The sequence below is a fragment of the Dyadobacter sp. genome (assembly GCF_039919315.1).
Classification (GTDB): Bacteria; Bacteroidota; Bacteroidia; order Cytophagales; family Spirosomataceae; genus Dyadobacter.
Map to the genome: position 1 here is coordinate 1 of NZ_JBDSFX010000033.1, position 20,874 is coordinate 20,874.

Below are 20,874 nucleotides of genomic sequence, written 5' to 3' on the forward strand. Positions count from 1 at the left end.
GCCGCTTTTCGTTTTACTGTGCTGTACGTTCAGATTTCAGCGAGCTGTTTTTCAATCAGGTCAACGATTTCCGGACGGTCCCATTGCGATGCGCCGATTTCCTGTGCCAGAATTTTTCCTTTGTAAATAATGTAGGTTCTCGGGATAGCATTGCCGTCCAAAGCAGGCGGATAAGGTCCTGCAAACTGGTAGAAGGGAAGGTTGTAACCCTTTCTTTCGATAAATGGATTCACAGTCCCGGCATCTTCGTCCGAGATAATATAAAAAGCGATTTTTTCGTGCTCTTTGTATTTATCATAAAGTTTCTGAATTCCCGGCATTTCCATGTTGCAGGGCCCGCACCAGGTCGCCCATACATTGACAAAAACCAACTTGTTTTCATCCATAGCAACTGGTTTTCCTTCCAAGTCGGTCATGGAGGACAGATATACCGATGCAGGAATTGCTGCGTCAGGGGCTGCATTTTCTGTGCTTACGACCTCATTAACAGGAGGTTTGAAGAATGCATAATAAACTGCGCCAACAGCCATGAATATTAAAAGAAACAGAAAAATTTTCTTGGAGCCAGATGTCATGAGAGTGCGTAACTAGGTGAAAAGAATGTAATCAATGCCGCAGACGGGACGGTAAAAGTAGCCATAATCTGACAAAACTGATTTAAAAACTGGTTTCTAAAAATAGGGCTTTTCTTTTTTTGATGCTGAATCGGAATTTGAATACTTTTATAGAATAATAAAAAAATAATTGATTTGAGGAAACGGTTTACATTCATGAAAGTTCTAATTTTTGGCATTATTTCCCTCATTGCGCTTATCCTGCCTTGCCATTCATTCGCCCAACGTTCAGCTGCTGAGTTTTTTGAAGAAGGAAATACGAAAGCCGGAACCGGTGATTTCAGCGGAGCCTTGCAGGCATACACGACCGTAATCTCCATGAGCCCGGAGCATGCACCTAGTTATTTTAATCGTGGGCTGGCCAAAGCAAACCTCAAAGATCACCGAGGGGCGGTTCAGGATTATGATCATGCCATTGAGCTTAATCCCAAAGAAGCATTATACTACCAAAGTCGCGGGGTGAGCAAAAGTTTGCAGGAAGATTTTCGCTCGGCCATTGAAGACTATTCCAAAGCGATTGAACTCAATCCTGAGGAACCCAAAGCCTATTACAATCGTGGTGTGAGTTATGCCAAGCTGAAAAACCATCGCAATGCATTGGTGGATCTGGATCACGCGCTTTCCCTGAATCCCGACGAACTGGCCGCACTCTATGCGAGGGGAAATTGCAAGCAGGATTTGCAGGAATACGCCGGAAGCCTCGCGGATTTTACCAGGGTTATAGAGCTGAGTCCCAAAAGAACAGGAGCTTATGCTGGTCGGGGATTAGCCAAGCTGGATCTGGGCGACTACCAGGGAGCAGTGGCGGATTTTACGCGGGCCATTGAGCTGAGTCCCAATGAAAGTGAGTATTACAGCAGCCGTGGTTTTGCGAAAAACAAGATCGAAGACTTTCAGGGCGCGATCATTGATTTTGACAAAACCATTCAGCTGAATCCGGATGATTTCAATGCGTATTATGGAAGAGGTTTTTCAAAGAGCAAACTGAATGATCCGCGTGGCGCCATTGCCGATCTTTCCAAGTCCATTGAAGTGAAAAATACTTACGTAGGCGACCCAAAGAAGATAGCTTACACGGGGAAGATCAATCGCGAAAAGCTGGATGAATTGCGGGAACAGGTAAAGGAGAACATTAAAATTGATAACCTCACCAACGAAAGAGCTGAGGCATATTTCATCCGCGGCATCAATAAATCCAAGGTAGGAGAGGCGAAAGGGGCCATTCAGGACCTGACTACGGCGGTGGAGTTAAACCCTACTTACGCGACAGCCTACTTCTCGCGCGCCATGATCCGTTCGGCAAGTGGCGATCAAATGGGTGCTGTGCTGGATTTTACAAGCTCGATTAAGTTGCGCTCCGATTTTCCGGAAGCTTATTATCTAAGAGGTATATTGAAAAACAGCCTGGGCGAAATCAATGACGGTTGTCTGGACCTTAGCAAAGCGGGCGAACTGGGTTACCAGCAAGCTTATAAGGTGATTGGCAATTATTGTAACTAGATTGAGATTACGTCGTAAAGGTGAGGTTACCAAAGGCTGTCAAACCGAGCGCAGTCGAAGTGTATGCACTTCGACTGCGCTCGGTTTGACAATTCAATTACTAAGGACACAGCCCTTTCAATGTTCAAGGCTGATAAGCTTATTAAGCCTTTTTCAAATTTTCAGCTACCTTGTCCCAATTCACAACGTCCCAGAATGCTTTAATGTAGTCAGGGCGTTTGTTTTGGTAATGCAGGTAATAAGCATGTTCCCAAACGTCAAGCGCTAATATCGGCGTACCTTTTACGTCAGATACGTCCATTAACGGATTATCCTGGTTAGGAGTTGATCCTACCGCCAATTTGCCGCCTTTGGCAACAAGCCATGCCCAGCCTGAACCGAAACGGGTTGCACCCGCCTTTGCAAATTCTTCTTTGAACTTATCAAACGAACCAAACTGGCCATTGATGGCATCTGCTACTGCACCTGTTGGGGCTGCGCTCTTTTTAGGGCCCATTACTTCCCAGAAGAATGTGTGGTTCCAATGTCCGCCGCCATTGTTACGGATCGCCGCTGGTGCTTTGCTGATCGACTTAATGATTTCGTCCAGTGATTTCTTTTCAAACTCGGTACCTTTCACCGCATCGTTGAGGTTTTTCACATAAGCAGCATGGTGTTTTCCGTAATGGATTTCCATGGTCATTTTATCAATACTAGGTTCTAATGCGCCGAAGTCGTAAGGAAGGAGAGCTTGCTTAAAGGGAGCCATTTCTGCCTTAAAAGGTGTTGAGGATCCGGCGAAAGATTGTTCAGCCAATGCGCCAACGGCAAGCGTGCTGCCTGCCAGGGTCCGCAAAAAATCTGTTCTATTCATAACCATATATTAAGTGTTTAGTATTAATCGTAAGCCACCCGGCTCACAATGCTACGCCCAAGGGTTATTTCATCCGCATATTCGAGGTCACCACCGATCGGGACTCCACGGGCAATAGTACTCATTTTAACTCCTGTTGATCGTAATTTTTTTTGCAGGTAAAAGGCTGTTGTATCTCCCTCCATGGTGGGGCTCAATGCCAGAATGATCTCCTGAACAGCTTCCTGATCCGTTGGATTTTCTATCCTTGCAAGTAATGAATCGATATGCAGGTCAGACGGCCCAATGCCCTCCAATGGAGAAATAATCCCACCGAGGACATGATAGAGGCCTTTATATTGATTCGTGGATTCAATAGCTAACACGTCCCTGGTATCGACTACAACGCAGATGATAGAATGGTCACGCTTGGTATTGCTGCAAATGTTGCAGAGCCTGTCGTCGGCAATGTTATGGCATTTAACACAATAGGTAGTTTTGGTGCGCATGTTCAGAAGTGCCTCCGATAAGGACCTGGTTTGTTGCTCTTCTCTCTTCAGCAAATGCAGTGCCAGGCGTAAAGCTGTTTTTTTTCCTATTCCCGGGAGGCGGGAAATTTCACTAACGGCATCCTCAATAAGACGTGAGGGGTAATTCATGTGAAAAGCTAAGGTGATGGTTTTGCAATGTAAGGATCAAAACCTGATTTGTTGACATCCGGGCAGGAACCGTATGTAATTCTAATGGATTTCGGCAGAAATACCTCTCCGGCAGATCTCGTTGCGCATGCCGGTCAATTCATGATACGCTCCCTCTTTAACCGAACATTTTCCTTTATAATGAATGATAATCGTACACTGCTCTGCTTGTTCATTCGAATGACCGCAAACTTCAACCAATGTATCGATCACCCAGTCAAAAGTATTGATGTCATCGTTGTAGATCACGAGCCTCTTTATATCGGTATCTACCGTTTTTTCCAGAATTTCTTCCTCTGTCTCAGTAAGCGCTTGCATAACAACCAAATTTCTGTTTGATTAGCAAATCTAATTAAAAACGCAGATTAACGGAAGTTTTAACTACCTTTTAATCGGTTGCTAAAATTCAAAATATACCCGCTTTAATGAATCCATATATTTCCCTGGTCATCCTGATCGTGTATTTTGGGATGCTGATTACAGTCTCCATTTACACTTCCAGAGGAGCCGACACTAACACTTTTTTCACGGCCAACCGGCAATCCCCATGGTATCTCGTAGCATTCGGGATGATAGGAACCTCGCTTTCCGGAGTCACATTTGTATCGGTGCCTGGTGCAGTTGCTAACATTCAATTTTCGTATTTTCAGGTAGTAATAGGGTACATTCTGGGCTATGTAGTGATCGGTACCGTGCTGATGCCGCTCTACTACAGGCTCAATCTCATTTCCATCTACTCCTACCTCGAACAGCGCTTCGGGTTCTGGTCCTATAAGACCGGATCGGGATTTTTCCTGCTTTCACGTACCATTGGTTCGGCAGTGCGGTTGTATGTAGCGGCGCAGGTTTTACAGATCGCTTTATTTAAGCCCCTTGGGATTCCTTTTGAAGTCGCCGTAGCTATTACCATCTTCCTGATCTGGATCTATACATTCAAAGGCGGGGTCAAAACGATCATTGTGACCGACACATTGCAAACGTTCTTCCTTATCACGGCCGTAATACTAACCATCATTCTGGTATCAAACGAACTGCATCTTGATGGGATAGGGGACATTTGGGACAAGGTCCAGACTAGCGGTTATTCCAAAATTTTCTATTGGGAAACCAATGATCCCAAAAACTTCTTCAAACAGTTCTTCGCCGGTGTCTTTATCGCCATTGTCATGACCGGCCTTGATCAGGATTTGATGCAAAAGAACCTGACCTGCAAGAATATTGGTGAGGCACAAAAGAATATGTTCTGGTTTGTGGTAGTATTGGTGATCGTCAACTTCCTGTTTTTATCCCTGGGCGCGCTCCTATACGTATATGCTGAGGCGCAAGGTATTCCTGCACCAGCGAAAACGGACGATTTTTATCCAATGCTTGCATTGAACCACCTGGGGCTCGTGGTAGGCATCACATTTCTGCTCGGTATTACCGCTGCTACCTACGCCAGTTCCGACTCAGCATTGACGGCTTTGACAACTGCTTTCTGCATTGATTTTATGGAGATTGAAAAAAGACCCGAGGAAAAGCGCTCTACGATCAAGTTCTGGGTGCACGTGGGTTTTTCAGTAGTTTTCTATCTGGTCATTCTGATTTTTAACCGCTTGAACAGTAAAGAGGTGATCACCGCCGTGTTCGATCTGGCCGGATATACTTATGGCCCGCTCTTAGGGCTATTCGCTTTTGGGGCATTTCTCAAAAGACCTGTCAAAGATCGCTGGGTGCCACTGGTTTGTATCCTTTCTCCAATTATCACGTATATCATCAACGATCACTCTGCAGAGTGGTTCAATGGATATAAATTTGGTTTTGAGAGATTGATTATCAACGGTTTAATTACTTTCATAGGCCTGTGGATGCTGCATGATCCCAAGCCGAAAGGATGGGTGCCTTATTCTTCCAGGAAATAATTAGTTTTAGTCATCTTAAATAACCTGTTTTCTCTAAATCGGTTACATATTCCTATTTATTTTTCTTGCATTTATGCAAAAAAATATTAACTTTCTGATAAAATCGGGTGTGATTTCACGCCTTTTGATGGATGTTCATTGAAAGATTAAGTTGAGTTAATTATTTAACAAACTAAACTTTTGCAATATGAAAGCACTGTCAGTTATTTTGTTAGGAATACTTCTTTGCACCTCATGTAAGGATACTGCCAAGGAAGACGAAGCTAACCGCGCGACGAATGTCGAAAAAGAGAAAAAGGCCATTACCGCAGTCATTGAAAACGAAACCAAATCATTCTTCGCCAGAGATTATAACGCATGGAAAGCAAACTATGCGCAAACAGATTACGCATTTCAAGCTTGGAGCAACAATGACGGTACGTTCGATTCTAATGTAGGATGGGACGACATTAACAAGCAAATAGGCAAGTACATTGCCGATAATCCAGAACCCTTATCCAGCCACCCGATCGTAGAACGGAAAAACATGAAGTTCAAATTTTTTGATGACAATGTAGCGTACCTTACCTGGGACCAGTTCAATAGTGATAAAATGGAGAAAAACTTCCATCACAGTAAGGAAGTGAGGGTAATGGAAAAAATCAATGGCGAATGGAAAATCGTTTGTGTATCAGCATTCTGGGATTATAAACATCTTATCCCGGCCAGTCGACTGCCGATGATCAAAAAAATCGCCAACGAAAGCAGAGGTAAAAATAAAATCTGACTTCGCTGTAACCTTTTGACCGTTCGCTTTTAAATCAAAGCGTTCGCTTCTGAACATAAGCGGACACTGGCAATTAGTTAAATAAATACTGTAAATATTTATTTAACTAATTGAAAATTAAATGATTAAGTACGGGATGTACCATGCTGATTTTAACTAAATCAGACTTTGGCACATCCTTTTTTATATATAGTTCAACCATGCAAGAATGTATGGGCAACTATAAACATCCATTAGCCATGAAAATTTCAATCGTCTCAAACCTATTCTGCGCAGTAGCGCTCACTTTGTCTCTTGCCTCATTCACAACAGACAAAAAGAAAAACAATGAGGAAAAAGAAGCTGCCGGAGCGGTAGTTTTCGATGCGGCACTTTACAAAGTATTGGACACCAACAAGGTAAAACTGTCAGTCGACAAAAATGCAAACGACAGACTAAGAGTGATCCTGAAAGACAAAGGAGGCAAAATCTATTACTCCGAAGTTTTTAACCAGAAAGACGCCAAGTACCGCAGGGTTTTCGACCTTGCCGAAATGAATGACGGTACTTACATCTTTGAGTTGTTCAACAATAAAACCAAGCTCGTGAAAGAAGTGCAGATCCAGAGCACCAACGAAAAGTTGATCTCGTTACAATAAGCCGCCCCGGAGGGGTTCCCCATGAATGCAAAAATCCCGGTCGCGAGGCCGGGATTTTTTGTTACAACTGCAATTCTTTTTCCGGGTCCCAGAAATATTTTTTCCAGTTTTGGATTTTGTCATTTTTCACCGTCACGCCCTCCTTTTCCAGTCTCTCCTGCATCGTAGTAGGTGTTTCAAATAAATGTCTGGCGGTAAGTTCGCCCTGGCTATTGACTACCCGGTGAGCGGGAACGTCTTTCTGCGTGTTACTGTTGCCCATTGCCCAACCCACCATTCTGGCCCCGCGTTTGGCTCCTAAATAATTAGCAATGGCGCCATAGGAAGTAGCTCTGCCTTCCGGGATCTGCCGCACCACATCATATACGTCATTGAAAAATTCATTCCCTTTATTCATTGGCCTTTTTTGATCTTGCTGCCTGGCGTTCGTCGATTTCCCGGGTGAGCTGCCCGTACCAGTCTTCACCATACGCACGGATCAGGGGCTCTTTTAAAAATTTGTAAACGGGTACCTTCAATTCCTGGCCCAAGCTGCAGGCTGGGCTGCATATTTCCCAGCGATCGTAATTGAGCGCATGGTACTGCTCATATTTGGTCACCCTGATCGGATAAAGGTGGCAGGAAATGGGTTTCTTATAACTGATCTTCCCGTCGTTATAAGCATCTTCAATGCCGCATTTCAGGATCCCTTTTTTGTCGTACGTGGCATAGGCGCATTCTCTTCCATTGATCACAGGCGTTACGTAGTCGCCATCCCAGTCTTTGGTATAAGTTCCTTCTTTTGCAATGACCGCTTTTCCCGCTTCTGTCAGATAAGGTGCAACATGCGGGTAAATCTCATCAAGAATAGCCAGTTCATCTTCGTCCAGAGGAGCGCCCGAATCCCCCTCCACGCAGCAAGCCCCTTTGCATTTGTCCAGATTACAGACAAATTGCTGGTCTTCAATGTCATCACTAATACAGGTATTATCAATGAGTATCATAAATCGGTATACCTATTGTTGAGGTATTTTTAGTTTTTGTCCTACGATAACATTGTTACCGGAGATATTGTTTAATTTTTTGATGTCTTCCACATTCGTGTGGTAAGTCTGCGAAATCCGGAACAACGTTTCACCCGGGCCTACGACGTGAGTTTGTGCGCCCGAAGATATATTTTGATTCACAGCCTCCGAAGAGCTCTCATTCTCGTCGACTTTTCTCACACGCAGACGCTGGCCAGATTTCAGCCTGTCCGAGTCGTCCAGATTGTTCAATGCAAACAAATCTTTAATCGTCAGACCATATGCTTTTGAAATGCTGTAATAGGTCTGTCCACCCTGTACCACATGAAATTCATTTCCCTGGCTGGCTGTCGTCTTGATCTCCTGCTTCACTTCCTCAGGAGTTTTGAATGTAGCTGCCGGTTCGGTGCGGCTTACTTCTATTTTTTCAGGGACAACTTTCTCTTTTTCAGGCTCTGAGGCAGCTATCGGCTCCGCAGTTTTGGTAACCAACAGTTTCTGTCCTGAAACAAGCCTATTTTGACCTTTTCTGTCGTTCAAGGTTAGTAATTCCCTTAGTGTAAGATTGTACTTGCTAGCAATACTGAAATACGTTTCCCCTGGCTGTACGGTGTGATAAGCAGGTTGTTCAGTACCTGTTGTCGTGGTCGTAGCCGTAGCCGTCGGCTTCGATGCAGCTTCTCGGGCAGCTCTCTCTTCCGCGGCAGCTTTCTGACGCGCATATACAGATGTTGACGCGGTGGTCCGTGTGTCATTTGGCGTAATTACTTTCGCCGGTGCACTTGGTTTAGCCGTGTTTTCTTCTTCTGTTGATCTAAATGTGGATTCAGCACTGTCCTGAGTGATCACCACCACCCGGTCGTTAGTTTCTGGTTTAGCTGCCGAAGTTTTTGCCGGAGCGCTCTCATTTGCCTTCGGAATAGCAGCCGTGGTAGCCGCCGCCGTAGAAGCCGCCGCCGCATTGACCACGGCTGGTGCTGTGGCAACAGGTGCGGATGGTTCAACCACTATTTCTTTGGAAGCAACAGCGTCACTTTTTTCGACCAATACAGGTGTGTATTTCTTTCTGCCTGACGGTTTATCAGGAATGTTGTTGGCGGTTGTTTGAGATGTTGCAGTAGCTTTTTCACTTGCAGCCGCGATAGGAGTTTCCGCAGTAACTGTTCCAGGCGCTGGCTGTGGCGGCGCAATGATTTCTATGGGTTGTTTCCGTGGTCTCTTTTTGGTCAGAAACAGGACTTGCCCCGTTTGTATCGGATAATTACGACTCGTTGTCCGGTTATATTTCAATAAACTAACTAGTCTCAAACCATATTGCTGGGATACGCTATGCCAGGTATCGCCGGGCCGTGCGGTGTGGAAAGGAGTCGCTGCTTTTTTGTGCTTGCGGGACAGGTAATAAACTTTACCCGGAATGAGGGGCATTTCTGCCACCATATCATTGTAGCGCATGAATTTGGGCGCTCTCATACTTCCTTCTTTGGCCAATGTCTTCGGTTTATCACCTGCGCGGGCTTCTACACCAGGCAGACCATTGATCTCATACAGATCCGGACCATTAGGGTCTTTCGACTTGGAAGCGGATTTTTTCAGAACCGGGAATCCTGTGTCTTCATATACCGACGCGACAGCGGCCTGACGTGGTGGCAATGATAACTTTTCACGAACAGAAGCGACCTGATTTACAGGAACTGGCAGCGTAATGAGGTATTCACGATCGGTCGGGATTTTATCGTCAGTAAGCCACTTGTTATAACTTTTAAGATCTGCCGAAGCGATTCCAAGAGACGCTGAAATTTGATCAAAGCTTTGGCCTTTACCATAGTCGGATTCCATCAGTACAACGGCGCTGTTGGTTTTATATCGTTCAATACCAGCTTCAAGCGCTATTTTATGTGCAAAAAAGCGAAGCATATAGCGGTCTGTCTTTCCATTGAGCGTTACCTCACGGGCATAAGCCCAGCTGGCAGGTACCACCTTTTTTACGCCGCCCGCTCCCTGGTAGTAGGAGTATAATGTAGTAACCCAGTTGTTGAATTGCTGATTGTTTTTTTTCAGGTACCAGGCCGCAGCATGGGTGGAAGAACTGATATTTTTTCTCTCATCCACGTCATTATCCACGCGAAGATTCAACTCACGTGCTGTTTCGGGCTTAAACTGCCAGTAACCTACTGCATTGGAAGATGATACCACATCGGGGCGGAAAGAGCTTTCCTGAACAGCCAGGTATTTGAAATCAATGGGAACCTCTTCATCCATTAAGATGCCTTCTACAATCGGGAAATGAAGAATGGCGCGGTCCATTTTCTCTTCCCAAAACTTTTTATTGGACATCAGGCTTTTAACATCCGCTTCAATAATATCCTGTGCGCTTCTGTCAAACTTCACCGTAATGCCACCAAAAGAAACACTGGCAGGGATTTCGGGACTTTGAGCATTGGCATGGCTACCTGCGAAAAGCAACAGCAGGCATGCAACTTTGATATAATGGATGTTTTTAGTGAAAGTCCTGGCCATAAATTGAAATGCTTGGCTTAAAGAGTTAGTGTATTTATAGTTTTTGAAGGATCATTAACCCATCCCGGATAGGAAGCAAAATATTGGAAACACGGCTGTCTTCGTGAACCATGCGGTTGAAATCTAGTAAAGCTTGAGTGTCCCTGTCAATTTTCGTCTGCTCTGGTTGGATAACCTTGCCACTCCAGAGCACATTGTCAGCAATCAGAAATCCGCCAGTCCTAACCTTTTCAAGACAAAGGTTAAAATAAGAAGAATAATTTATTTTATCCGCATCAATGAAGACCAGGTCAAACGTGTCACCGAGTGTTGGAACGATGTCAAGCGCAGTTCCAATGCGATAGTCTATAGAATCTTCAAACGGAGAACGTTTAAAAAAGTTGCGGGTGAAGGTTTCCAGCTCCTCATTAATGTCAATAGTAATGAGTTTTCCGCCGGGTTGCAACCCTTCGCAAAGACATATAGCGGAGTAGCCGGTATATGTGCCGATTTCCAGAATGCGCTCCGGACGGATCATTCTGGAAATCATAGATAAGAACCTTCCTTGCAGATGCCCGGACAACATACGGGGATTGAGAATGTTGGCGTGGGTCTCCCTGTTCAAAGACTTTAGCAACTCACTCTCATTTTCCGTGTGCAGCACGGAATACTCCTCAATTTCCTCTGCCAAAAACTTCATTTCAAATGTATTCTGGAAAAACTAGCAATGTTGACCTCATGAAATCAGCCGTTTGCTACGATGCGTTCAAGATAAGTTCCGTAGCCGCTTTTAACTAGTGGCTTCGCGATTTCACTTAGTTGTGCTGCATTAATAAAGCCCATTCGGTAAGCAATCTCCTCAATGCAGCCGACCTTTAGGCCCTGCCTTTCTTCGATCACCTGAACAAACTGTCCTGCCTGCATCAGCGACTGGAAAGTGCCGGTATCGAGCCATGCAGTACCGCGGTTCAGTACGCCTACTTTCAGCTTGCCGCGTTCCAGGTAAACCCGGTTAACATCCGTGATTTCCAACTCTCCGCGGGGTGATGGTGGAATGGTTTTGGCGATCTCCACCACATCATTATCGTAAAAATAGAGTCCAGGAACCGCGTAATTAGACTTTGGCGATTCTGGTTTTTCTTCTATCGAGATTACATTGTTTGCCTTATCAAATTCGACTACACCGTACCGCTCAGGATCATGTACCTGGTATGCGAAAATAACGCCGCCGTCCGGATCATTATTGGATTGTAATAATTGGGACAAACCGGACCCGTAGAAAATATTGTCACCCAGGATCAATGCCACTTTATCATTTCCAATGAACTCTTCACCAATGATAAATGCCTGAGCGAGTCCGTCCGGGCTTGGTTGTACGGCGTATGTAAACGTACAGCCTAACCTGCTACCGTCGCCCAGCAGTTTTTCAAAATGAGGAAGATCGTGAGGCGTTGAAATGATCAATATCTCACGGATTCCCGCCAGCATCAGAATGGATAGCGGGTAATATATCATTGGTTTGTCATAAACAGGCATCAACTGTTTACTCACTGCCAATGTTAATGGATGCAATCTTGTCCCGGATCCGCCGGCCAGAATAATACCTTTCATAATAGGAATTTCAAAATTTGAGTAACGTTGACTGCGAACTACTGTCCGGCATTATCTGTCCGAATACATTTCGTTGTAATACTTTTGATAAGATCCTGAGGTGACATTGTTCAGCCACTCTTCGTTGTTCAGGTACCAGTCAACTGTTCTTTCCAATCCTTCTGCGAATTGCAATGAAGGTTTCCAGCCCAATTCTTCCGAAAGTTTGGTCGCGTCGATCGCGTAACGCAGATCGTGTCCTGCGCGGTCGGTTACGTAGGTGATCAGCTTTTCAGTTTCTCCTTCTTCACGGCCCAGTTTTTTGTCCATAATGCTGCAAAGCAAAAGAACCAGATCCAGGTTTTTCCACTCGTTGTGGCCGCCGATATTGTAAGTTTCACCGTTTGCGCCTTTGTGGAATATCACGTCGATCGCAATGGCGTGGTCTTCCACGAACAACCAATCACGGATATTTTCACCTTTCCCATAAACAGGGAGCGGTTTTTTCTGCATGATGTTGTGAATCATCAGCGGAATCAGTTTTTCCGGGAAATGGTTGGGGCCGTAGTTATTGGAGCAATTTGAAATAACTACCGGCAACTTGTAAGTGTTTTGGTAAGCCCTCACAAAGTGGTCGGACGATGCTTTGGAGGCAGAATAGGGTGAACGTGGGTCATAACTGGTTGTTTCCACAAAAAATGTCCCCGGATCATGCAGCTCTCCGTATACTTCGTCGGTGGACACATGATAAAAACGACGATCTGTAAAATCCTCTTTCCAGGCCGTTTTGGCTGCATTGAGCAAATTAACGGTACCCACGACATTCGTCATTACAAATGACATGGGGTCGGTAATGGAGCGGTCAACATGACTTTCGGCGGCGAGGTGAATAATCCCGTGGAAGTCATTTTCGCTGATCAGCTTATCGATAAACGCTGCATCAACAATATCGCCTTTTACAAAAGTATAATTGGGTGCATGCTCTACATCCCGCAGGTTTTCAAGGTTTCCTGCGTAAGTCAGTGCATCCAGGTTATAGATATGGTATTCCGGGTGAAAGTTTACAAACCGGCGCACTACATGCGACCCGATAAAACCTGCACCGCCTGTGATTAAGATTTTTTTCATTTTTGAGGTGTTATTTTTAATTGCCAGTTCCATGCATCGCGAAGTGCATCCGCCATGGATTTCTCAGCATGCCATTTCATAACGTTGTTTACTTTATCGGACTGGGCGTAAATTTTCTCCACATCACCCGGGCGACGCGGCCCGATCGTGTAGTTCAGTTTTACACCATTTACTTCTTCAAATGTTTTGATCAGTTCCAGAACGGTATAACCTTCTCCCGTTCCTACATTAAAGACGTCGTAATAGTCGGCGTCAGTTTGTTCGTCCAGTAGCCCCAGCGCTTTCACATGTGCCTTTGCAAGGTCAACTACGTGTATGAAATCCCGGACACAGGTGCCATCAGCCGTATCGTAGTCACTTCCGAACACGGTCAGCGACTGACGCAGACCAGCGGCCGTCTGCGTGATGAATGGTACCAGGTTACTGGGTACTCCATTCGGCAGTTCACCGATCAGTGAGGTTTCGTGTGCCCCGATCGGGTTGAAATACCGCAAACAAATGGCTTTGATACCCGGAGCGGAATGAACGTGATCACGGATAATGTCCTCCGCAATGGCTTTGGTGTTGCCATAAGGTGAATTAGCGGGAAGACGCGGCGTGTTTTCGGTTACCGGTAGTTCAGTAGGTTGGCCGTAAACAGTACAAGAAGAGGAAAAAACAAATTTATCTACATTAAACTCCTTCATCGCCCGCAACAATACAAGCAGGGAAATGAGGTTGTTCTCATAATAATTCAAAGGCTTTTCAACGGATTCGCCGACCGCTTTGTAGGCAGCGAAATGAATAACGCCGTCGAATTTCTCTTTTGCAAACAATGCCCTTATTTGTTCAGCGTCATTGCAATCGATCTGGTGAAAAGGAAACTCCTTTCCTGTGATCTTCTTAATTCCTTCCAGAACATCCAGGTTCGAGTTGTAAAGATTGTCAACAATAACGGGCTCAAATCCTGCTTTATCTAATTCAACAACAGTATGAGAACCTATAAACCCAGCTCCTCCGGTAACGAGAATTTTCATGCGTTATAATCTAGATTTGAAAAAAACTTGTGGTATAGATGAAATTGAAAAAGCGATCAGATATGCAATAAAAAGGAATTTTTGACAGACTTACAATGGAATAGAATCCATTTCGGCTGCATTTTTTTCCGGGCAAAAGTAGAAAATTTGATGTCCATAAAAAAAAAATGTTTTTATTTATCCGTTGGTTGTTAAATGCAGATTTGAGGAAAATGAACCAGAGAGAAATTAAAGCACTGATATCCTTGCTTGATGACGAAGATCATGAAGTGAGCCAGCATGTTGAGGGTAAAATACTGTCGTTAGGAGGCAATGTGATCCCTTTTCTGGAAACAGAATGGGAGGAAAGCTTTAATCCGCACGTACAGCGTAAAATAGAGGAACTGATCCACGAGCTTCAATTGAGTATCATGATTGAGCGTTTGCAATCGTGGAAAAATGGAGGCGGACTGGATTTGCTGGAAGGCATGTGGATCATTTCGACCTACCATTATCCCGACCTTTCGATAGAGAAGCTGAAAACGACCATTGAACAGCTTTACTATGATATCTGGATACAGTTTCAGGAGGAAATGAATGCGGTGGACCAGATCAAGCGCATTAACAGTATCTTTTTTGGAGTGATGAATTTTGCGGCGAATACGAAGAACTTCCATTCTCCTTCCAATTCGATGATCAATGTGGTGCTGGAAAGCCGTAGAGGGAATCCTATTACGCTTTGTGTCATTTACCTGCTCGTAGCCCGCAAACTGGGGCTACCGGTGTATGGAGTCAACCTTCCGAATCTTTTCGTACTGACCTATAAAAGCGATAAAACGCAATTTTATATCAATGTCTTCAACCGTGGGATCATATTTTCGAAGACAGACATCGACCATTACATTGCCCAGCTGAATATTAAGTCCAAAGAGATATTTTATCAGCCCTGTACTAATCTGGAAATTGTGCAGCGGGTCCTTCGCAACCTTATTTTATCCTACGAAAAAACAAGCGAGCAGGATAAGATCAAGGAAATTGAAAAAATTCTGAAGTCGACACTGGACGATATCATCGAATAGCTATAAGGCAATGGCCAGGCAATGCTCTCCAAACCACCGGACATATATATCGGAGCTAACTACAAGCTCCGCATCCGATAACCTTCCTTTCAGATTTACCGAATTTTCGTCAAAAGGTTCTATATAGATAGCATCTCTGAAGCTGATTTTCTTCTTGCCATATAGTTTGTACAAAGCCTCTTTGGCGCACCAGTACATGCTCAGTAAAGGAAGCTGGTCGCTCGCATGCGCGAATTCGGGTGGTGAGAGGTATTTTTTGGAAGTTCTCTGCAATTTTTCATCGCTTTTCTCCATATCAATGCCCACCGCCGCGAAAGGATTGATCACCACGGCCACGTAGTCAAATGTATGGGTAATGGAAATGTGCGAATCGTTGTCGATCAGGTATGCTTTTCCGTGTTCGTCTTTGTGGGTACCAATGTATGCAATGCCAAATTGCTCGGCGAGGGTCTTGATCAGGAGCCTGCTGGCGAGCCATTCCCGCACTTTCTGGGGATGAGATATGCTTTCTAATTCCTCGGCATTGTAACCATGACCAAGGTTGTTTCTGAGCTCGGTTTCGGTTTCCGTTAATTTCCAAAGCAGTAAAGTACTGGTCTCCTCAATCATTTCCGAATGAACGAGCGGCATAGTTATTCTGTTTACAATCTTTATTTTTGACCCTCAACTTCTGTTACAAAATTAATAGGATGAATATTCGCAAAGTAGATACTTTTTCCGGTCATAGAGACAGTGTTTATACAATTATTTCTGATCACACTGCTCATGGCTTTTACTCTGGGGGAGGAGACGGTTTCATCATTCACTGGGATCTGAACAAGCCTGATCTTGGAAAACTGGTCGCAAAGGTGGGCGTATCAGTTTATGCAATGGCACTCAATCAGGCTGATAATTCATTGTGGATCGGGCAAAACTATGAGGGGATACAGGTTTTGGACAGTATCAATAACAAGATCGAAAAAACTTCCAAAATCACAACTGCGGCTATATTTGACATCCAATTTTTCGGTGAGAAAGCATTGATCGCACTCGGTGACGGCGTGGTGGTGGTGATGGACATTCCCTCGTTTTCGGTGCAGAAACACATTAAGGTATCATCAAAAAGCATACGTACCATTGCAGTCAATCCTGCGACCAATGAATTTGCAGTGGGCGACAGTGAATGGAACGTTAATATCTTCGATCTGGACAGTTTTTCGTTAAAAAAGACAATTCAATCACATTCAAACTCTGTCTTTTCCGTTAAGTACACACCGGACGGGAAATATCTGTTCACCACCGGTCGCGATGCGCACCTTAAAATCTGGGACGTAAACGACGCTTACGGAATGGTGACCGACATACCTGCGCATTTGTACGCGATCAATGACATTGCATTCAGTCCGGATCGTACATTGTTCGCGACCTGCAGTATGGACAAATCGGTCAAAGTATGGGATGCGGCCACTTTTAAACTTAAAAAAATCATTGACCGGGCACGCCACGCCGGACATGGTACTTCCGTCAACAAGCTGCTTTGGACGACCTTCGAAAATCAGCTGATTTCATGCAGTGACGACCGCACAGTTTCGGTTTGGGAGGTGACCGCGTAGAGTACTTATAATATGGTAATATTGGTAAATACTTTGAAAAATGATTCATATATCTTTAACTTACACGACCGTTTTTATATAAGTAACAAAGCATTGAATGCATCATGAAAATATCCGCTATAGACATACGCAAGCATACTTTTGAGAAGATTTTCAGAGGTTACGACCCGGACGAAGTAGATGCTTTCCTGAACTCATTGTCGCAGGAATGGGAGCGGTTTTCGAGTGAAAACAGTCTGCTGAAAATGCAGCTGGAATATGCTGAGAAGGAGCTTGGGAAGCTGAAAGATATTGAATCTACGCTGTTCAGGACCTTAAAAGCAGCAGAAGATACCAGCAAGCTGATTGAAAAAGAAGCCCTTGAAATGGCTGAAAAAACAATAGAGGAATCCAAAAATAAAGCCAATGATCTGGTAACAGAAGCAGAGGCCAGGACGAATCAGGTTATCAGAGAAACCGAGGATCGGTTGAAGCGTTTTAGAGAGGATTTTGCGGCTGAGGTGAAGATCCAGGAGCGGGATTTCAGGGCGATCGAGAATTTCAGGGACAACCTGATCGTGCAGCTTTCTTCACTCGCTAATAACACCATCGAGACGGTTGAACGGTTCGAGCAGAAATATGACAAGGAGTCGGTTTTGAATAAAATGGAGGAGATCAAGCAACATGTTTCCGAAATTGAAATTCCTAAAAAGCCCGTTTTCTATTCGGTTGCTAATCCGTTAGAAGAAGAACCGGCAGCAGAGGTGAATGTGATACTACAGGATGAAAAACCGGATGTAGTCTTTGAAGTGGTCGATACGGAAAATGATCTGGTCGAGAGTGACCTGGTCGAAGAGGAGGAAGACATTCAGCCGGAATTGCAGTACGAAGAAGAGGAAATAAAAGCTGTTGTGGAGCCTGAACCGGAAGTAGAACCAGAGCCGGTTGTGGAGGAAATCCAGTACAGGGTAAAAGAAGAAACCAGAAGCGCTGCCGATGAAGCAAATGAAGCGCTGGCAGAAATGCATAAATCAGCTGAAAAAGCGAGAGATGCTTCACCGGGCATTAACCGCCCCCGGGAAAGCGCGCAGCCAAAGAAAACAGGAGGAGGTTCATTTTTTGATCAAATCTAATTTATACATTGGGAACCATCAGCCTGGAAGGATTAGAGTTTTTTGCGTACCATGGTTACTATCCCGAAGAACAGCGGATCGGTAACAAATATGCCTTAGACATTACCATTACGACCGATTTTTTCAAAGCCGCGCAGTACGACAAGCTCAGCGAAACGGTCAACTACGAAACCATTTACCAGATTGCCTCCAAGGTCATGCAGGAGCCTGCCAAACTATTGGAACACATTGGTTTTACGGTCATTGAAAAGATCAGGGAACACTATCCGTCGGTAGCTAACATTACCGTTAGGGTCTCAAAATTCAACCCACCCGTAGGAGGAGTCTGTACGCGGGCGGTGATTACGATGGAGGGGTAACTTTTGTCACACTGAGCGTACCCGTACGCTCAGTGTGACAAACATCAATATTCGTGTGGCAACGGCACGTTAATGCGCTCGTTCCAGGGCAAACCGTGCTGGTTTAGCAAATCCATAAATGGATCAGGATTAAGCTCTTCTACATTGTATACGCCTGGTTTCAACCATTCTTCATTGGTAAGCATCAGCATTGCGCCAATCATCGCAGGAACGCCGGTCGTGTAACTGACCGCCTGAGCCTTCACTTCGCGATAGCACTCAGCGTGGTCGCAGTTATTCCAAACATAGTACGTCTTTTCTTCACCATTCTCAATGCCCTTAATCTGGCAGCCAATGGAAGTTTGCCCTGAATAATTTTCTCCCAAGGAATCAGGAGCGGGCAGTACAGCTTTCAAGAATTCCAATGGTACAATATCCATTCCCTGGAATTTGATAGGCTTAATACTCGTCATTCCTACATTTTCCAACACATTCAAATGCGTGATATAGGCCTGGCCAAATGTCATCCAGAACCGCGCACGTTTCAATGTTGGGAAGTTTTTAACCAATGATTCCAATTCTTCGTGGTAAAGAACATAGCTTTCTTTAGGCCCGATGCCTGGGTATTCGATTGGTTTGTGGATTGACATGGCGGGAATCTCAATCCATTCACCATTTTCCCAGTAGCGACCCGGCTGGGTAATCTCGCGGATATTGATTTCGGGGTTGAAATTTGTCGCAAATGCTTTTCCGTGGTCACCTGCATTACAATCAATAATGTCCAGGTAATGCATTTCGTCAAAGTGATGCTTGTTGGCATAGGCTGTATAAACCTGGGTAACTCCGGGATCAAAGCCACAACCAAGTAAGGCCATTAAGCCTGCTTCTTTAAATCTTTCCTGGTAAGCCCATTGCCAGCTGTACTCAAATTTTGCAACGTCTTTTGGCTCATAATTGGCGGTATCTAGGTAATGTATGCCGGTCGCCAGGCAGGCCTCCATGAGCGTAAGATCCTGGTAGGGAAGCGCTACATTGATAAGCATCTTGGGCTGGAAACGTTTGATCAGCAACACTGTTTCTGCAACGATATCGGCATCCACCTGTGCGGTTTGGATCGTAACACCGTGCATTTCCTTGATTTCAGCTGCTATTTTGTCACATTTCGCCTTGGTACGGCTGGCTAGTAAAATTTCAGTAAAAACATTGCTGTTCAACGCACATTTGTGGGCTACAACACTACCAACACCTCCTGCACCAATAATTAGGACCTTCGACATTTTATTTCGTTTGAAAGTTTTGAGACTTACCAAGTTTCCAAAACTTGGTAAGTCTTTATATTTCCCGCAAAGATAAAATGCCGGTTCAATTTATCAATTTAAATTTCCGTTAACCAATTTCATAATCTTGCCATTACCCAAATGCAGGTAGTACACCTCGCCGCTGAGATCCTGTCCAAAAGACGAGATAGCGCCTTTATTCTCCATTAGCAGACTGTTGCTTTTCTTTTTGTCCCCGTCCAGTTCCAAGGCCCAGATCCGCCCGCTGACATAATCTCCGTAAATATATTTGCCAACAAGGCTTTTGATCGAAGAACCTCTGTAAACATAGCCACCCGTAATGGACCTGTCGCCATTACTTTGAGCATAATCGTGGATGGGTTCTATCAGGCCGGCCTGGTCGCAATTGGCTGAATTATAGCAATCGATGCCTTCTTTCAACCGCCAGCCGTAATTGCCTCCCTTGGTGATCATGTCAATTTCCTCCCTTTCATTTTGTCCTACATCGCCTGCAAACAAACGGCCAGTTTCCTTATCAAAGGCAATGCGCCACGGATTTCTGAGTCCATAGGCATAAATTTCTGGTAAAAACTGTTCTGTGGAAGTAGCGTAAGGATTATCAGCAGGTATTCCGTAATTGCCTTTATCAGTGGTATTTACATCAATTCTCAATATTTTGCCCAAATGACTTTTTCGGTTCTGAGCATTGTTTTGAGGATCACCGCCGCTACCTCCGTCGCCAGTGGCAATGTAGAGGAAGCCGTCTTTGCCAAACTGCAAAGAACCGCCATTATGGTTATCGTAAGGTTGATTGAAAGTAAACAGGATCGCCTCAGTTTCAGCGTCGCCCTGAGTGGAAGTGGCACTGGCTGCTTTGTAGCGTGCAATGACCGTTTTTAATGGACTACCGGCGGTATAGTTGACAAAAAAGTAGCCATTACTTTTGAAATCAGGATGAAAAGCCAACCCTAGCAGACCGCGTTCTCCCCCCGATGTTACTTTTCTTTTAATGTCGAGATAGGTAGTGCTGGTTTTTACGGAAGCCGAGTTGTCAAAAACTTTAATAGCCCCGTCTTTTTCCACTACAAAAAAGCGGCTGCTGTCGCCGGGAGCTTGTTGAAGATCCACAGGCTGATCAAATGTGAGAGCAGGAAAGGCCTCTTTCGACCCCACGGTGTTTTCGGGCACCTCTGGCAACTCTTCTACGTCCTTATCGTTGGAGGAGCATGCCAGGGTCAGCATGACGAGGGCAAACGGGAGTATTGTTCTTAGTGAGGCTGTTTGCATGACGTTGAAGTTTTCTTTTTACAACGT

The 20,874-nt window shown here is 44.7% G+C and carries 22 protein-coding genes; 8 read left to right on the forward strand and 14 right to left on the reverse strand.

The window, feature by feature from the left end; all coding sequences use genetic code 11:
- Positions 1-29: 29 nt before the first annotated feature.
- The gene (locus ABIO93_RS09130; RefSeq protein WP_348066753.1) at positions 30-530 is read right to left on the reverse strand and encodes a TlpA disulfide reductase family protein; all 501 of its coding nucleotides are present in this window, start codon (positions 528-530) and stop codon (positions 30-32) included.
- Between the two features lie 240 nt (positions 531-770).
- On the opposite strand from ABIO93_RS09130, the gene ABIO93_RS09135 reads away from it, so the two are divergent.
- Positions 771-2,114: a tetratricopeptide repeat protein gene (locus tag ABIO93_RS09135; RefSeq protein WP_348066755.1), complete on the forward strand. Its 1,344-nt coding sequence runs from the start codon at positions 771-773 to the stop codon at positions 2,112-2,114.
- A 142-nt stretch (positions 2,115-2,256) separates the two neighbouring features.
- Here ABIO93_RS09135 and ABIO93_RS09140 read toward each other — a convergent pair whose 3' ends face one another.
- The 3 genes from ABIO93_RS09140 to ABIO93_RS09150 form a co-directional block, all read right to left on the reverse strand.
- Positions 2,257-2,967 carry a superoxide dismutase gene (locus ABIO93_RS09140; protein WP_348066757.1) on the reverse strand — a complete coding sequence of 237 codons (711 nt, stop codon included), beginning with the start codon at positions 2,965-2,967 and terminating at the stop codon, positions 2,257-2,259.
- Between the two features lie 23 nt (positions 2,968-2,990).
- Positions 2,991-3,605: a recombination mediator RecR gene (recR, locus tag ABIO93_RS09145; RefSeq protein WP_348066759.1), complete on the reverse strand. Its 615-nt coding sequence runs from the start codon at positions 3,603-3,605 to the stop codon at positions 2,991-2,993.
- Between the two features lie 81 nt (positions 3,606-3,686).
- A complete protein-coding gene (locus ABIO93_RS09150; protein ID WP_348066761.1) occupies positions 3,687-3,962 on the reverse strand; it encodes an ATP-dependent Clp protease adaptor ClpS in 276 nt (91 codons plus the stop codon).
- A 107-nt stretch (positions 3,963-4,069) separates the two neighbouring features.
- On the opposite strand from ABIO93_RS09150, the gene ABIO93_RS09155 reads away from it, so the two are divergent.
- The 3 genes from ABIO93_RS09155 (at position 4,070) to ABIO93_RS09165 (ending at position 6,949) form a co-directional block, all read left to right on the forward strand.
- Positions 4,070-5,545 carry a sodium:solute symporter gene (locus ABIO93_RS09155; protein WP_348066763.1) on the forward strand — a complete coding sequence of 492 codons (1,476 nt, stop codon included), beginning with the start codon at positions 4,070-4,072 and terminating at the stop codon, positions 5,543-5,545.
- A gap of 187 nt (positions 5,546-5,732) precedes the next feature.
- Positions 5,733-6,311 (forward strand): hypothetical protein, encoded by a 579-nt coding sequence (locus tag ABIO93_RS09160; protein ID WP_348066765.1) that lies wholly within the window; start codon positions 5,733-5,735, stop codon positions 6,309-6,311.
- Between the two features lie 239 nt (positions 6,312-6,550).
- Positions 6,551-6,949, forward strand: a complete 399-nt coding sequence (locus tag ABIO93_RS09165) for a hypothetical protein (RefSeq protein ID WP_348066767.1) — start codon at positions 6,551-6,553, stop codon at positions 6,947-6,949.
- A 61-nt stretch (positions 6,950-7,010) separates the two neighbouring features.
- On the opposite strand, the gene ABIO93_RS09170 is transcribed toward ABIO93_RS09165, so the two are convergent.
- Genes ABIO93_RS09170 through galE form a run of 7 tightly spaced genes read right to left on the reverse strand, consistent with a single transcriptional unit; the run spans position 7,011 to position 14,183 of the window.
- Complete coding sequence (locus ABIO93_RS09170; RefSeq protein WP_348066769.1) at positions 7,011-7,346, reverse strand: MGMT family protein; 336 nt, start codon at positions 7,344-7,346, stop codon at positions 7,011-7,013.
- On the reverse strand, positions 7,339-7,932 hold the full coding sequence (locus ABIO93_RS09175) for a DUF3109 family protein (protein WP_348066771.1): 594 nt from the start codon (positions 7,930-7,932) through the stop codon (positions 7,339-7,341). The genes ABIO93_RS09170 and ABIO93_RS09175 overlap by 8 nt, the downstream gene beginning before the upstream one ends.
- A gap of 12 nt (positions 7,933-7,944) precedes the next feature.
- Positions 7,945-10,470, reverse strand: a complete 2,526-nt coding sequence (locus tag ABIO93_RS09180; RefSeq protein WP_348066773.1) for a LysM peptidoglycan-binding domain-containing protein — start codon at positions 10,468-10,470, stop codon at positions 7,945-7,947.
- 34 nt (positions 10,471-10,504) lie between these two features.
- Positions 10,505-11,149: a class I SAM-dependent methyltransferase gene (locus tag ABIO93_RS09185; RefSeq protein WP_348066775.1), complete on the reverse strand. Its 645-nt coding sequence runs from the start codon at positions 11,147-11,149 to the stop codon at positions 10,505-10,507.
- 44 nt (positions 11,150-11,193) lie between these two features.
- Positions 11,194-12,060, reverse strand: a complete 867-nt coding sequence (gene rfbA, locus ABIO93_RS09190; protein WP_348066777.1) for a glucose-1-phosphate thymidylyltransferase RfbA — start codon at positions 12,058-12,060, stop codon at positions 11,194-11,196.
- Between the two features lie 51 nt (positions 12,061-12,111).
- Positions 12,112-13,167: a dTDP-glucose 4,6-dehydratase gene (rfbB, locus tag ABIO93_RS09195; RefSeq protein ID WP_348066779.1), complete on the reverse strand. Its 1,056-nt coding sequence runs from the start codon at positions 13,165-13,167 to the stop codon at positions 12,112-12,114.
- The gene (gene galE, locus ABIO93_RS09200) at positions 13,164-14,183 is read right to left on the reverse strand and encodes a UDP-glucose 4-epimerase GalE (RefSeq protein ID WP_348066781.1); all 1,020 of its coding nucleotides are present in this window, start codon (positions 14,181-14,183) and stop codon (positions 13,164-13,166) included. The genes rfbB and galE overlap by 4 nt, the downstream gene beginning before the upstream one ends.
- Before the next feature lie 212 nt (positions 14,184-14,395).
- On the opposite strand from galE, the gene ABIO93_RS09205 reads away from it, so the two are divergent.
- Positions 14,396-15,241, forward strand: coding sequence for a transglutaminase-like domain-containing protein (locus ABIO93_RS09205; RefSeq protein ID WP_348066783.1), 846 nt, complete (start codon positions 14,396-14,398; stop codon positions 15,239-15,241).
- Here the strand turns inward: ABIO93_RS09205 and ABIO93_RS09210 are convergent, their stop codons facing one another.
- Positions 15,242-15,871, reverse strand: a complete 630-nt coding sequence (locus ABIO93_RS09210) for a 4'-phosphopantetheinyl transferase superfamily protein (RefSeq protein ID WP_348066785.1) — start codon at positions 15,869-15,871, stop codon at positions 15,242-15,244.
- 59 nt (positions 15,872-15,930) lie between these two features.
- On the opposite strand from ABIO93_RS09210, the gene ABIO93_RS09215 reads away from it, so the two are divergent.
- The 3 genes from ABIO93_RS09215 (at position 15,931) to folB (ending at position 18,304) form a co-directional block, all read left to right on the forward strand.
- Positions 15,931-16,833, forward strand: coding sequence for a cytochrome D1 domain-containing protein (locus tag ABIO93_RS09215; RefSeq protein ID WP_348066787.1), 903 nt, complete (start codon positions 15,931-15,933; stop codon positions 16,831-16,833).
- A gap of 104 nt (positions 16,834-16,937) precedes the next feature.
- A complete protein-coding gene (locus tag ABIO93_RS09220) occupies positions 16,938-17,945 on the forward strand; it encodes a DivIVA domain-containing protein (protein WP_348066789.1) in 1,008 nt (335 codons plus the stop codon).
- 8 nt (positions 17,946-17,953) lie between these two features.
- A complete protein-coding gene (gene folB, locus ABIO93_RS09225; RefSeq protein WP_348066791.1) occupies positions 17,954-18,304 on the forward strand; it encodes a dihydroneopterin aldolase in 351 nt (116 codons plus the stop codon).
- Between the two features lie 44 nt (positions 18,305-18,348).
- On the opposite strand, the gene ABIO93_RS09230 is transcribed toward folB, so the two are convergent.
- Positions 18,349-19,593 carry a saccharopine dehydrogenase family protein gene (locus tag ABIO93_RS09230; protein WP_348066793.1) on the reverse strand — a complete coding sequence of 415 codons (1,245 nt, stop codon included), beginning with the start codon at positions 19,591-19,593 and terminating at the stop codon, positions 18,349-18,351.
- 60 nt (positions 19,594-19,653) lie between these two features.
- Entirely contained in the window at positions 19,654-20,847 is a 1,194-nt protein-coding gene (locus ABIO93_RS09235; protein ID WP_348066795.1) for a PQQ-dependent sugar dehydrogenase, read from the reverse strand.
- Positions 20,848-20,874: the final 27 nt, after the last annotated feature.